The sequence below is a fragment of the Pseudoalteromonas sp. J010 genome (assembly GCF_003934235.1).
Classification (GTDB): Bacteria; Pseudomonadota; Gammaproteobacteria; order Enterobacterales; family Alteromonadaceae; genus Pseudoalteromonas; species Pseudoalteromonas peptidolytica.
Genome location: NZ_RDBW01000019.1, coordinates 57713 through 71981, shown reverse-complemented (window position 1 = coordinate 71981; position 14269 = coordinate 57713). Strand labels below are relative to the sequence as shown.

Annotated in this window: 10 protein-coding genes; all 10 read right to left on the bottom strand. The window is 44.3% G+C overall.

Going from position 1 to position 14269, the window contains the following annotated elements:
* Positions 1-47: 47 nt before the first annotated feature.
* The 10 genes from EAG18_RS11720 to arfB all read right to left on the bottom strand — a co-directional run bounded on the left by EAG18_RS11720 (position 48) and on the right by arfB (position 14217).
* Positions 48-947, bottom strand: coding sequence for an SMP-30/gluconolactonase/LRE family protein (locus EAG18_RS11720; protein ID WP_125252571.1), 900 nt, complete (start codon positions 945-947; stop codon positions 48-50).
* An 11-nt stretch (positions 948-958) separates the two neighbouring features.
* Positions 959-3349 (bottom strand): family 20 glycosylhydrolase, encoded by a 2391-nt coding sequence (locus EAG18_RS11715; protein WP_275557279.1) that lies wholly within the window; start codon positions 3347-3349, stop codon positions 959-961.
* A complete protein-coding gene (locus tag EAG18_RS11710; protein ID WP_125252570.1) occupies positions 3333-4313 on the bottom strand; it encodes a sugar kinase in 981 nt (326 codons plus the stop codon). The genes EAG18_RS11715 and EAG18_RS11710 overlap by 17 nt, the downstream gene beginning before the upstream one ends.
* Positions 4310-5740, bottom strand: a complete 1431-nt coding sequence (locus EAG18_RS11705; RefSeq protein WP_125252569.1) for a sodium:solute symporter family protein — start codon at positions 5738-5740, stop codon at positions 4310-4312. Before EAG18_RS11705 ends, EAG18_RS11710 begins: the two co-directional genes overlap by 4 nt.
* 28 nt (positions 5741-5768) lie before the next feature.
* Positions 5769-6161: a RidA family protein gene (locus EAG18_RS11700; protein WP_125252568.1), complete on the bottom strand. Its 393-nt coding sequence runs from the start codon at positions 6159-6161 to the stop codon at positions 5769-5771.
* A 28-nt stretch (positions 6162-6189) separates the two neighbouring features.
* Positions 6190-7650: a D-aminoacylase gene (locus EAG18_RS11695; protein ID WP_125252567.1), complete on the bottom strand. Its 1461-nt coding sequence runs from the start codon at positions 7648-7650 to the stop codon at positions 6190-6192.
* Positions 7650-8522: a MurR/RpiR family transcriptional regulator gene (locus EAG18_RS11690; protein WP_125252566.1), complete on the bottom strand. Its 873-nt coding sequence runs from the start codon at positions 8520-8522 to the stop codon at positions 7650-7652. The genes EAG18_RS11695 and EAG18_RS11690 overlap by 1 nt, the downstream gene beginning before the upstream one ends.
* Positions 8523-8584: 62 nt before the next feature.
* On the bottom strand, positions 8585-9802 hold the full coding sequence (locus tag EAG18_RS11685) for an alanine racemase (protein ID WP_275557278.1): 1218 nt from the start codon (positions 9800-9802) through the stop codon (positions 8585-8587).
* Between the two features lie 56 nt (positions 9803-9858).
* Positions 9859-13077: a TonB-dependent receptor gene (locus tag EAG18_RS11680; protein WP_125252564.1), complete on the bottom strand. Its 3219-nt coding sequence runs from the start codon at positions 13075-13077 to the stop codon at positions 9859-9861.
* Between the two features lie 726 nt (positions 13078-13803).
* Positions 13804-14217, bottom strand: a complete 414-nt coding sequence (gene arfB, locus EAG18_RS11675) for an alternative ribosome rescue aminoacyl-tRNA hydrolase ArfB (protein ID WP_125252563.1) — start codon at positions 14215-14217, stop codon at positions 13804-13806.
* Between the last annotated feature and the right edge of the window lie 52 nt (positions 14218-14269).

Here is a 14269-nt window from a genome sequence, read left to right as displayed (position 1 = left end):
TACGCCTTCAAATTGAGCAAGTATCAAGTCAAATTGGTATAACCCCATTATCTTCCACGACCTGCAAACTCAACTTCGGCCATCTCAATGGCTCCGCGTTTTTGCATCGTAATAAATAAACGCTTGCCATTGTTACCGCCAAAAGCAACATTGGTTGGGTGTTTGCCTGTCAATTTAATTTCTTTAAGTAATTCACCCTCTGGTGAGACTACAGCAATAACACCTGCACCGTAACGAGCAATGTAGAGATTGCCTTGGTTATCTGCACGCATGCCATCCAAACCAAAATCATTAAACGTAATCAATAGTTTCTTGTTACTAATATTGCCTTGTTCATCTATGTCATAGCGCCACACTTTGCGTTGCACGCTTTCGTTCACGTACAGGGTTTTATTATCAGGACTGACTTCTATGCCATTGGTCGTCCCCATACCCGCTTCGAGTAAAGTTACTTCTCCTGTCGTGTTTATACGCCATAAATTCCCGCTGCTGGCTTGCCAGTTTGGATCACTGGCAAACAGAATGCCATTATCCATAATCGCAAGATCATTCGGTTGGTTCATGCCATCATGGTGTGCAAATACACTCACAAATTCTGATAAATCACCGCCTTGTTTGAGCGCGCTACTGGTGACTTTCAGAATATTGTGGTTGATGTAATCAGCAATATACATGTTCCCTTCTTTATCAAAACGAATACCATTACCAATAGAGCCATTTTTGAATGTCAGTAGCGTTTCTACTTGACCCTTTGCCGTTACCTTGCCAATACTTCCTTGTTGTTGATAGTTCACCGCATACAACACTCCTGCGCTGTCAACCGCGGGGCCTTCAATACCTTGCGTAAACACGCCATCAACGATCCAGTCCTCGGTATCTGCATTTGTATTGGCTATCACACAGCCGCTGCTTTGTAGTAACAAAAAGCTCAACAAAATTTTTTTCATGATGTTCCTATTCAATGCTTATTTACTGATTGGCAATGAAGATAGAGCGTTCGCATCGGATAAATACCTGTAATGACGATTTCATCCGTCAAGCTCTGTAATGCCAATAACTGTTGATTTAAGTTGGAAGTTTGTGAAGGTTGTAAAGCCCCTTTACACACCTCCAGCACGTGTTGGCTAAGCTCAATCAATTGCAATACCTTGAGCGTAGTTGCGTGTACTTCAGTCAGTTCTGGGCGATGCCGTAATAAGCTTGCATCCTGTAGCTTCATTTGCCAGTGTTGTAACTGCTTCTCAATTTGGATTAATGCAGCTACATCTCCTGCAATAAACCGTTCAACTAATTGGTCAAGCTCTCGGACTTGGCGACTTTCAACGCCAAGATAGTCAACAAACCGATTGAGTGGTGCTCTTTGATGATATTCGTCCTGTAAAAATTTAATATGATGACGTGTGTAGTAGTGACTTGGCTCAACAATCTGTGCAATATGGGTAAGTAACTCAAGTGTTTTAATACGCTCTGATTCACCTAGTGTTGTGCTAATTAGTGAGTTAAAACCCAAGCGCTGTTGTACTTTATGCTTCAGCCCAATAACGCGATGTGAAAAGTCACTAATATGCTCGAGCCGTAAATACATGGCGTCGCTATCAGTGAGGCTTTGTGCAGACCATAAACGTTCAGCGATAACAAAAAGCCGTGGCCAAATTCTGACATCAAGATTATGCTCAGTAACCATTTCGCTCCAAATTGTCGCTTCTCCCCCTAAAATCAGGGCATGATTATCACGACTAAGTGAGGCCGACACATTTACAGGGGCAGGGTTACTTATGCTTGTAATAGTCAGAGGGTAGCGGCTGTTACCTATCATGACTGCACCGCCGTTTATGGTTCGGTTAAACTCAAATTGTAGTGGCCCCATCCAGCTGTCCATCGTCGCGATAAATTGCTGTGTCTCACGTGTGATTGGTTTATCCGTTTTAACCAATTGGTGCAGATTGCTATTTAGCTTGATCAGCACCTGCTCACCCAACACCACCAACTCTCCCTCAATTGCGCTTCCTTTTAAGCGTGGCACAGTAAAGGCAAGACTCATCACACGTGGCTGTGTGAGGTTAATTTGCGGTTTTTCTGGTAACGGATCGTTACGGTAGTGGAATGACGAATACTGGGGTTGGTCGATATAAAAGCCCGTTGACAGGATGCCTGCATACCCAGCTTTTGCTACTGCATTTAACGAGTCATGTCCGCGCCACGACTGTACTAAAATATCTTTAGGCAGTGCGGGGTGAAAAATTTCATCCCACCCCATCATCGTTCGCTGATATTTGGCGATTAGCTTTTGTACACGTATATTAAAGTAGTTTTGAAGATCATGGCCGTTTTTTAACTGATGCTGCAACATCATCGCCTGTATTTCACTATTTTCAAGCCAATGCGCAGGCTCAACTTCATCACCGCCAATGTGAAGGTAACTATCAGGAAATAAACTCACCATTTCAGCCAGTATGTTATCAATAAATACATACACTTCAGGGTTAGCAATATTGAGTAACGGTTTGAAAACGCCCCAGTGGCGTTCCATCTTATACGATTTAACCTTGGCCATTAACTCAGGATACGCCACGGCTATAGCGCTCGCATGACCAGGCATGCCAAATTCGGGCACCACGCGAATACCTAAAAGGCTCGCGTACTCAATCACCTCCTTAACTTCAGATTGGCGGTAATACAAGCCATCAGAGGCCATTTTGGTTAACTTCGGGAACACCTTGCTTTCTATACGCCAACCTTGGTCGTCAGTTAAATGCCAATGTAATACATTCAGTTTTGCAGCAGCCATGCCATCAAGTTGGCGCTTTATAGTTGCAATTGGCATAAAGTGACGAACGCTATCAATCAGCAGACCGCGCCAAGTAAAGCGCGGAGCATCTGTAATACTGGTATAGGGAAACGACAGCGGGTTGAGAGGATCTACCGTCGCCAGTTGCAGTATGCTTGAGATGCCGTGTTGCGCCCCAAAAACTGATGTTGCCAATAGGGTTATCCCATTTTTATCTATGTTTAGCGTGTAGTCTTCTGGCATCCCCAGTTGAGGCATGTTTAATTGGGTTTCAGCCTGTTTTACACGAATAGTTAAATCTGCTTTCTCCCCCTCAACAACGCGTAAAGCAATTGGCTTTCCTGCAATACGCTCAAAGTATTTCGCTACCCTAGCAAGCTGAAACGCTTTTCTCTGTGATCCAAAACCATGAACTGCTATTTTTACTTCGCTATTGAGCGTGAGTGTGCCTGTGCCCATTTCGATTTGTTTTGGCATCGGCATAAGTGGCAGTGGCGCTGCCGCTAGTGCAAATATAGGCAACAGTATGCTAAATAGGATAATACTAAAGGGTATTTTCATAATGACATTCCTGCGTCTCTAGGCTCGGTAGTAAGTGCTCAGGGATCAACGCACCGTGATGTTGAATAACCTTAGCCGCCACTCGGTGAGCAAAACGCGTAGCTGAACGCAGCTCAGTGCCTAACAGCCACTGTGCCATAAACCCACCAGCAAATGCGTCTCCAGCGCCACAGGTATCTAAAATAAGCGTTGGCTTTATATGTTGCGCCGCAATATAAATGACGGGAGTATCATTAGAAGAAACCAATAGACATGGCTTTGCGCCTTGACGTATGACTAAAATTTGCGGCTGCATGCTTCGTTGTTGGTGCAAAGATATAATGTCATCGACACCTTGCGTGCCGTATACGGCATATTCATCCTCATCAGTCAAAAATGCAATATCTACTAGTGGCATCAGAGCCAAATAGCTCTGCTTTGCCTCAGGGCTAGACCACAGCGCCTGGCGGTAATTATTATCAAAAAATATCATACCACCGGCTTCTTTAAACATGGCTAATGCTTGGAATAAACATCGCCTTTGTGAATCACATAAAATGGCAAGACTTACCCCTGAGAGGTAAATCGCATCAACCTGTTTATCTTGTAGTGCTTGTATGAGGCGTTGCTGTCTATTGAAATACGCTTTTACTGGGCTTTTATCGCGGGCAAAGGTAAAGCGCCTTTCACCATTGTCATCAAGAGATATCCAATATTCACCCAAGCGACTTTCTGGTGTGATTATAATGTAATCCTGGTTGATATGAGCGGCTGATAGCATCGCGGTCAAATCAGCACTGGCACTGTCGGTGCCCAAAGCAGTAGCATAACTTACTGTGATTTCGTCATGTTTGACTTGTCTGAGTAATTGCGCCAAATACCAAGCGGTATTAAAAGTGTCGCCACCAAAGGCAGTCACCCCATCAGCATTGTGCTCCACCATACACTCACCAAAAAAGACTATCCGTTTTATCATTGACTTCATGAGGTTACTTTTACCTCTTCTGACAGCTCGGCGTTTCTTGGTTTGGTCACAATGCTCGTCAATACCCCAAATAGTAGCGCACTACACAACGCCGGAATAATTGGGTTACCAAAAAAAGCCAACCAGCTGTTATTTGCCCCCACAAGTAGCGCAGCAATAAAACCAGCAAGTAAAGTGGCCAAACTACCTTGCCAGGTATAGCTTTTCCAAAAGCGCCCTAACACTCCCATCACACAAAGCCCTGCCAATACAAGCGAAATCATCTTGGTGATATAGCTGATGATATTATTTGATAACACTGCAATAAATAATGCCAAAAAGACTGTAATCAACATGGCTATTTTTGATGTTAGTAGCAAGTTGCGCGGCGCAATATTACTTTTATACCACGCTAAATAGATGTCAGAGATCAATACACTCACACCAGCAATTGCATCTGAGCTGGCACTCGACAACGTTGCAGAAATCCCCGCCAGCAAAATTAAACCACCTATCAGTATAGGCATCGCCGTCAACGCCAAATAAGGAAAGGCGAACGCAGGGTCATCTAAACTCGCGTTCACGGCATAGGCTCCTATCCCTATCACCGCAGGAATAAGCGAAAACCCTAAATAAAGCACTCCTGAGATAAAAAATGATGTACGAATACTCGCTATACTTTTAGCCGAATAGATCCGCTGGCGAAACGAGGGGGTTGCTAAGACGCCAACCAGCACTGCAAGCGCCATGGAGATTGCTGGCAACATGCCTATGTTTTGATATGAAAATAGCCCCGCATCTTTGGCAACAGTCACATTGGTTAAACTTTGCCAGCCGCCTACCACATCAACAACAAAATAACTCATTAGCAAAAAGCCTGAGAATAAAATAATGGCTTGAATGGCATCCGTCCATACTACTGCAGAATACCCACCTAAGGTCACATAAACGGCAAGCCCTATCCCAATAATGAGCTTAGCACTGGTTTCATCAAGTCCTGTTAACCAAGCAAGGTACATGCCTCCACCAATTAAATGCGCCCCCAACCAACCAACGCTGGCGGCATAAATCAATATTGCTAGTATTTTTTTTACCATTTGATGGTTACCAACATAACTTGCCAACTCCTCACTCATCGTTGCAAAGCGCTCAGCCCTGACTGGAGCAAATAACCAGGCAAGCAATAAAATCCCCATTGCTCCACCAACTCCATAAAGCGTGCCTGCCCAGCCATGTTGATAAGCAAACCCTACCGCTCCCATTGATGAGCCAGTGCCAACCATAGTGGCAACGGTTGTACCTAATGTCAGTAATAGTGGTACTTTGCGCCCAGCCAATAAGTAGTCACTATTTGAACGTTGCCATCGCGATGTCAACCAGCTCACTATTATCATCACCGACAAGTACAACAGAAAAATAAGCAAATACATTTGCTGGTTATCCATCATCTCTTCCCTCTTATGCTGCTTTGTATGGCTACGCCTGTTGGTCTTTATAACAAGTAACGTCAACCTCTACTTTGCAATCCACGACCAAATCAGCCACCATACAGATCCGTGCAGGAGGGTGTGCTGAAAAGTATTCAGCAAAGACCTTATTAAAAGATTGGAAGTATCTTGCATCCGTTAATATCACCGACACATGAGTGACATGTTCAAGGCCATAGCCTGATTCAGTCATGATCGCGATGCAGTTTTCAATCGCTAGGCGTGACTGCTCAACGATCCCGCCTTCGACAACTTCCCCGTCTCGCATCGGTGTTTGCCCTGAAACCTGAAGCCAACCACCAGCCTCAACTGCTCGTGCAAAGGGTAAATGTTGCCCTCCGGTTCCTGTACCGCCCTCGGCACCTATTCTTCTTATTGTCATATTAACCTCTTGATGATTTTAATGAGTTTTAACGATTTAAAAATCGCCCTGCACGACCAAGTTCGCAGATGTTATCTAGTGTCGTGCCTTCCACATAGCTAAGGGTACCGTTCACCCACACTTTCACTATCCCTGTCGCCAGTTGTTTTGGGTTACTGTAGCTTGCTCGATCTAACACCCGCTTGGGATCAAACAAAACCAGATCAGCAAAGTAACCCATTTGTATACTGCCACGTTGTTTTAACTTAAAGCGGGCAGCTGGCAGCGCTGTCATTTTATGGATGGCCAATGCCAGCGGCAGCGACTTTTGCTCTCTACAATAATGTCCAAGTACTCGGGGAAACGTCCCCCAAAGTCTTGGATGAGGATGAGGATCGCAGGGTAAGCCGTCAGAGCCAACCATACTGTGCTCGTAACTTAGAAATTGCCGCACATCATCTTCCAACATACAATGATACACCGCCCCTGCGGGTTGCAGACGTTTTGCGGCGTCAAGTTGCGATACTTGCCAATGCAAGGCTATGTCTGCCAGGCTCTGCTTTGCCAGCTCAGGGTACGGCTCAGACCAAGTAATAAAAATATCCGTATCACCTGTCACTTGATTTAGATCTAAAGTGCTAGCGCTTGCGGCATAAGGATAACAATCACAGCTTATTTGATGGGTTTGCCGATGTTGCTCAAAATGGGCTAAAACTTCAGGCGCTCTTCCCCAATTTTCTTGGCCTGCACATTTAATATGTGAAATAACTAGCGGTAACTTGGCATGCTGAGCTGTTGAAAACGCCTCATCCATTGCCCGCAGCACCCCCTGAAACTCTGTACGCAGATGTGTGGTATAGATGCCACCAAATGGTGTAACAACCTCGGCCAGTGCGTTGACTTCGGCTTTATCTGCTCCTTTGGCATTATAGTAAGCAAGCCCAGTGCTAAGACCTATTGCCCCTTGCATCATTGCCTTGTGCAATAAGTCTTTCATCTGATTAACTTCTTGTGTCGTGGCAGCGTGAGATAGGTCATCCATTACCTGCGCCCTTAGTGTGGTATGTCCAACTAGCATGGCCAAATTCACACTTGGCGCAGCCTCACTGAAAGCCCGCTGATAATCCTTTAGTTCACAGTAGACAAACTCAGCGCCTTCACCTAGAAGGTTAATTGGGTCTACGGGTGTAGAAGTTGTACGGTAAGGCACAGCACTGATCCCGCAGTTTCCAGCAATAACCGTAGTCACACCTTGACTTACCTTGCTTAGCATGTGCGGCGCTCGCAGTACCTCAAGATCATCATGAGTATGCACATCAATGAAACCGGGTGCCAACACTAATCCCATGGCATCAATACGCTCTCTTGCAATAACATGAGCACAATCACCTAAAGCAACAATTTTATCTCCATCAATGGCAACATCGACTATCTGCGCCTTTGAGTGTGGCGTAAAGTAAACCGTTGCACGCTGAATAAGAGTATCCACATAGTTGGAAGCGCCAGTCATTAATCCCCCAATGGAAAACGTTTATCAGCAGGTGGTGAGTTACTACTTTTATCTCTATGTTGATCTAGCTGAGTCTTTAATCGTCTGAGCTTTTCCCTTGAGCGCTTTTGGTTACGAATAGCAACTTCGCTTGATAGAATATCTACCGCAGCCATCATGACATAACGTGCCGCGCTCGGTTTGAAGATATAATCACTTTCTTGTGTTTTGATTGGTAAATGGTGATCAGCTATATTCGCTAAATCACCGTTCGGACAAATTGCGATAATTTGCGCACCATATTCTTTCGCTATCAAGGCGGCATCTCTCACATCAGGAGAGACGCCACTTAGCGATAAACAAATCACCACATCTCCTTTGTTTACCGTCGCAGCAACCATGCGCATCATCATCGGGTCGCAATGGGCATTACTGAGCACGTCTAAACGAAATAATCGATTTTGACACTCTTGTGCCATCAAGCTACTGCCACCGCCAACACCAAAAATGAGGCAATGACGTGTCGCACAAATTATCTCACTGGCTTGCTCTACCGTTGCTTCGTCGATTAATCCAGCATTGAGGGTCAAAATCTCTTGGATCGAGGTATAAACCTGAGAGATTTTTTCTTTTTCGATAGGCTCAGCACTCGTAAAGCGCTCTCCAATTGCCGCTGATTGCGTAAGCCTAAATTTAAGGTCACGTACGTTATGACACCCTAAACTACGTGCAAGGCGTGTAATACTGGCGTGACTCACTTGCGCTTTTTCAGCTAACTCACCAATAGTAGCGCTCGCCGCAAAGGTCAATTCAGCCAAAATCAACCGTGCGACTTTCTCTTCAGCCGGACTAAAATGACCCAAGCCTTCTTTAATTTTGCTAATAATATCCACTGCGTCGCCTTATACCATTTGTCTTAATACTTACTCAATTTGAAGGAGTAATTGGGTATTAATTAAAAATAGGTTGGAATAGTATGAGTGATCACCCAGCCCTGCTCAACGACGCCAATTTCCCGCCATTTATCAAAAGTAAGACAAGGGTGGGATGTCGAAAAACAAATCATATCGCCCACTGCCACTTCACATTCAGACTGCGCACTGATCAGCGCATGTTGATCCATGATTTTTTCCACTTTAAGCGCACCATTTATCCCTCGGAGCTGCTTTGCGTGTACAGAATACATCAGCTCAGGGGTTGGCATGCCTGCATCAAAAGCCACATCTCTTTTGCCCAGTCCAACGATTATCATGTTCGGCTCAGGTGTAGAAAGTACGTATGCCCAAATGCTTAAACTTGACTGCAAACTATCGCCGATGTCGCATGCAAGTTGGGATCGCGACAATACCGCATGTTGAGCATCATGATAGATACCAGTATCATGGATTAGGTAGCAACCTGGGCGCAGTACCAACTGAAATTGCTCAGCATGTGGACTTTGATTAAAAGTACTTGCCACAACATCGTACCATGCAGAGCCTGCGCCCGAGATGATAGGCAAGGCCTCTGAAAATATACCTTGCTGCTGTAATCTCTTCGCCGTTTTCATCACCGCATCAACAAATTGCTGGATTTGCTCCTTGGCATCATCGCCATGGATCACTCCCTCATAAAATCCAATACCTGCAATATTTAAGCAAGGATAAGCTTGGCATGCTTCGGCTAGCTCCCCTAACGTATTAAGATCACGCCAACCAGCGCGCCCTCCCATCACACCCACTTCCAATAAAATGGAAAGGCGCAACGAGCATGTACTAAAAAAGGCTCCAAGTGCTTGGGCATTGTCAATAGAGTCCACAAAACAATAGAGTTCAACGTCAGTATCACGGAGCATGTTTGCAACTTGTTTAAAGTGGTACACACCGACAAGTTGGTTTGCCAAGATCACCCGCTGCACTTTGGCAGCGACGGCCACAGATAGCTGCGCTACTGTGGCTACGGTAATAGCCCACGCACCATGGGCTATTTGCAATCCAAATAACTCTGGAGACATCGTTGTTTTACCATGAGGAGCCAAAAGGGCTCCACTTGCTTGGGTAAACTGTGCCATCCAATGGGCATTATGGGTTATTGCCTGCTGCCTAACTACCGCAACAGGCAAACTGACTTCTTCAGCCAAAATATCCCATCCGCTACCGTTTAACTTGTCTAGATCTCCAGAGCCCTTTGTCATTACTCTCTTCATTGAGTTAGCTTCCTACTTAGCTCATACCAATCCAGGCCACAGCGTTAAAAAGTGGCACGTACACTTAAAGCAAAGCGTCTGTCGGTGGTGAAGTTGAGCGCTTGTGTCTTAGTTCCACTCTGATCCATTTGATATTTAGTTTTGGTCTCTGTGTCCAAAATATTGCTAGCCTCAAAGCCAACTTTCCAATTATCGTTAATGGTGTAGTAGAGACTTGCATCTACCATCGCTGACGCCTCTGCGTATGCTGGTACATACTCTTCAGACTCTCTGAGTGTTAATAAATATTCTGAGCGCCATGTGTAAGCAAGACGAAATGAGATGTCTTCATATTCGTACATGCCAATGATATTGAAGTTTTGATCTGAGTAGCCTTGTAGCGGCAAACCACTAAAAACCCTAAACGTATTACGGTTATCATCTAGCGGGTTGCCATCTTCGTCAAACCCTAGCGTGCCTTTCGATATTTCGTTTGGATCTTCCAAACCGTTTTGATCGATATAAGTGAAATTAAATTGTAGCCCTAGACCGCTCCACGCACCCGGTAACATGTCGTAAAATTGCGAGTAAGAAAACTCTACCCCTTTGATAGTACCTGAGCCAGTATTGGCAGGGCCATAGGCTGATACATTGTATTCTTCACTGCCATAGGCCACGTCAAGGTCGAACGCTCGGTCACGAATAATGTTATCTAACTTTTTGTGGAACAGCCCCAAAGTCACGTATCCTGCGGAAGCAAAATACCACTCAGTGGTTAAATCTGTATTAATCGCTTCTTCAGGTTCAATATTTGGATTACCAGAAAGCGCCGTCAGGTTTATATCATCCAGCCCGACAATAGGATTTGTGACCTCATCGTAATCTGCACCAGGCGTCTGTAGCACTGGTACATAATCCAAGTTAAGAATACTAATATTTCTTGCTGCTACTAGGCTTGGATAATACAACGCTTTTGACGCACCAAAGCGCACTACTACATCTTCGGACACGCCAAAACTAAGGTTTAAACTGGGTAACACTGCGCTGTAGTCAGTACCATCCACCGTACTCAGTTCCGACTCACCTCCAGCAATGTCGTAATAGCGCTTGTATTGCGGTTGCTGCATCACGTTATTTAATGAACTGCCCTCTGCTCCTCGCTTAATTAATGCTGGTTGAACCAATGCACCTGTTGACTCCAACTGATAGTTTACGTAACGCAGGCCAACATTACCGACAACTGGAATACCTTGAAACTCAATGTCAAAGTCACCGCGAACATAAAACTCTGTGCGCTTCTCGTTTGTTGCACTGATATTATAGGCAGCAAAAGGTCCCTCTACTCGATTAGGTTTATCTTCATAAGGAACATAAGTGCCAGAACATACCCCATTATTTTCCGCACTAATGGTGGCATTATGCCAGCCCTCACGACACCCTTGGCGTAAAGATGCCGCATAATTCTTTACCAGCTCCATTCGAGGAAATAAAAAGTCATTGACCGTACCCATGAGTACTTTCCCATCGTAATAATCTGAAAAGTCAACACGTTCAAATAACTCAGGACGATTAACAGCAGCTGCCGCATTACGATCATCTTGGATCCATGGTGTTCCAATGGCAGACCAGCCTTCATAGGCGGTATCACGAACGGTTAAGTCTTTATCTGACATATAAAAACCTGAACTTACACTGGTAAAGTGACCATCAAGTTCATATTTAAAATCTAATTTAAAGCTATCTGACTCTGCCGTATTTCGTTCAACCTGCTCCATGCCACTGCCTAAAAAGACGTTAGGCACAGGTCCGTTCCAATCTTCATTCGGTGACCAGCCAGCAGTGAGCAGGTTATCACTTAGAAACTCTACGGTAGGTCTTGAACCACGCATATCTAGGAAGTAAGGCGCAACAACATGAACATGATTGCCTCGGGTCTGTCCTGACATACTGTAGTTTTGTACGTCTTTATCAGAGTCGATGCGTTGATAGTCAAACTCTACCGTTAACCTGTCTATTGGCTTTAGGGTTAACTTAAATGAGGTGTCTTTGACTGTATTTTCATTATAGTTCCAGCGGCTACGGTAAAAAAATGGAGTTTCTGGACTCACACCTAACGCAATGCCCGATGTCACAAAGCCACCTTCGGTGGTAAGTGGGAAGCCATTTGCCACATCGTCCATCCAATTTTGTGACGAGCCCATATAACTTTTAAATCCTTGCGCCGCTTGGCCTATTTGACGTTCATTCCATTCAAGCGATGCCTCAGAATAAATATGCTCTATGGTTGCAACAATGGTTTCATCAGCGTTTGCCCACTGTAGCGATGACGTAACGCCTGTTCTTTTACGGTCATTCGTCGCCGTACTCATATGTATAGCGACAGGCACATGCCAAACGCTACCTTCAGGTTGCCCAGGCAAAGCGGGACCATCTACAGGAGATGAGGGGTCAACGCCTGTTATGCCACCCCATTGATCTAAGGTAGGAACAAAGGAATCCCCTCGGGAATGGAAATTACCTAAGCCAACACCATCACCTCGAGTTTGATATTCTGATGTAGAAGCCGCAATAAGAAACCCAAATTTGCCCCCTTTGGTTTCCCAACTATCTGAGAAAAGTGCAGAAAACGAGGGAGTCACTTCATCTCTAAAATCGCCATAGTTCGCTTTTGCATTAAAGGAAATAAGCTGCTCATCAGAGTCAAATGGTTTACGTGTAATGAGGTTTACCGTGCCGGATATACCACCGGAGATCAGATCCGCAGTTTGGTTTTTAACCACTTCTACCGCACCGAGTAGCTCGGCAGGAAAATCTTCATAACTTAGCCCCCCTGAGGGATTGGCACTAAAAGCATCTCTGCCATTCACCTCAGATCGAACTCTATCCAAACCCCGAACCAGTACGCCAGTACCTTCATCAGCATAATGCTTAGGGTCATCTGATGATGCAAATCGCTCTATGGTCACACCGGGAACTCGTTGTAATGCCTCTGTCACTGATTTATCCGGTAATGCACCAATATCTGAGGCTGTGATTACATCCTTTACGGTGTCAGCAAAACGCTTGATGTTTTGCGCACTATTAATGCTACCTCGGATCCCACGCACTTCGATAACTTCAATAGCTTCGTTTTGCGACTCAACACTGACATCGCTGTCATTTTTTGCCGCAGTTTCAGCGAGAACCCAAAAAGGAGTAAGTCCAAATAATATGGAGGATACAGCGACACTCAACTTACTACGCTTTGGGTTGTGTTTACCAATATCAGTGACTAGGTTTGACATTTTATTGTTCCTTTTCTTTTTTTAAACCAGTAGCAGAGCCGTTATTAATATTGCGACTCTGAGAAACTTAAAACTGCGGTATGTGCTACCAAGGCTGCGCAGCGAGTGTTACTTACTAACACAAAAAATAAATCTTATTGTTACTTTTTAACATTTCAGTGCAAAAAGTAAACTACTGTTTTGTATTAATATAGGAAAAAACCTCTATCACATTGAAAAGTAAAAGGTTAAAATTAATTACAAATTAACAGCGATAGAATAGCAATCGAGCCTTTAAAACCAAAAGATCTCTACTTATACCAATTTGACTTAGTACTTGCTCAATTTGAAGGAGTAAATCTGACGCTAACAGCGTTAAAAATTTCTTTTAGAACAACTAAATAGCAAAATTTTTGCCTTGCCTACACGAAGTTAGGTACCTTGGCGATAGCAGGACGCGGTAGCGGGGTTATCGACAAGATTTTCTCCCCTCAACATAGGCCACTTAATTAAGAAAATTGGTATTAAATTTAGAACGCTTAAACAATGGTGAAAAGTTTGAGGACGTTTTTACATTTTAAATCGGTTGCTAGAGAGGCATTGATTATCTGAAACTTAGACAGTTTAAGGCTTGGGTGAGGAGTGCGCTAACTCACGATATACAAAATGAATAAACATAAAAACCAGTCTTTATTGAGAGCAAACTTTCAAAGGTCGAGATAGAATTGGCTCTGGTGAGCCTTTACCTCACCAGTTTACCGAGCCTCTTAATGCTTTGGTTTGACCGCGTTTGGTTTTTTGATTCAATCGCTTTTTTTGAGCACTTTTTGTCGGTTTAGTGGCTCTGCGGGCTTTCTCAACTTTAGTTGCTTCTAGAATAAGCGCTTTTAGCCTCGCTAAGGCATCCTCTTTATTCAGCTCTTGGGTTCGAAAACTCTGGGCTTTTAATACAATTACGCCTTCTTTGGTGATCCTTGAGTCTTTTAGCGCAAGTAAGCGTTCTTTGTAAAAAGCGGGCAAAGTAGAGCGATTCACATCAAACCTCAAATGAATAGCACTAGACACCTTATTGACATTTTGACCACCAGCGCCTTGAGCTCGAATAGCTGTAATGTCTATCTCCCAAGGGGCAAGCGTAACGTTATTTGAGATTTTAAGCATAATATTTTCGAGCCTCCATGCTGTATTCTAGCAAAATCATGAGGGTCTTAAT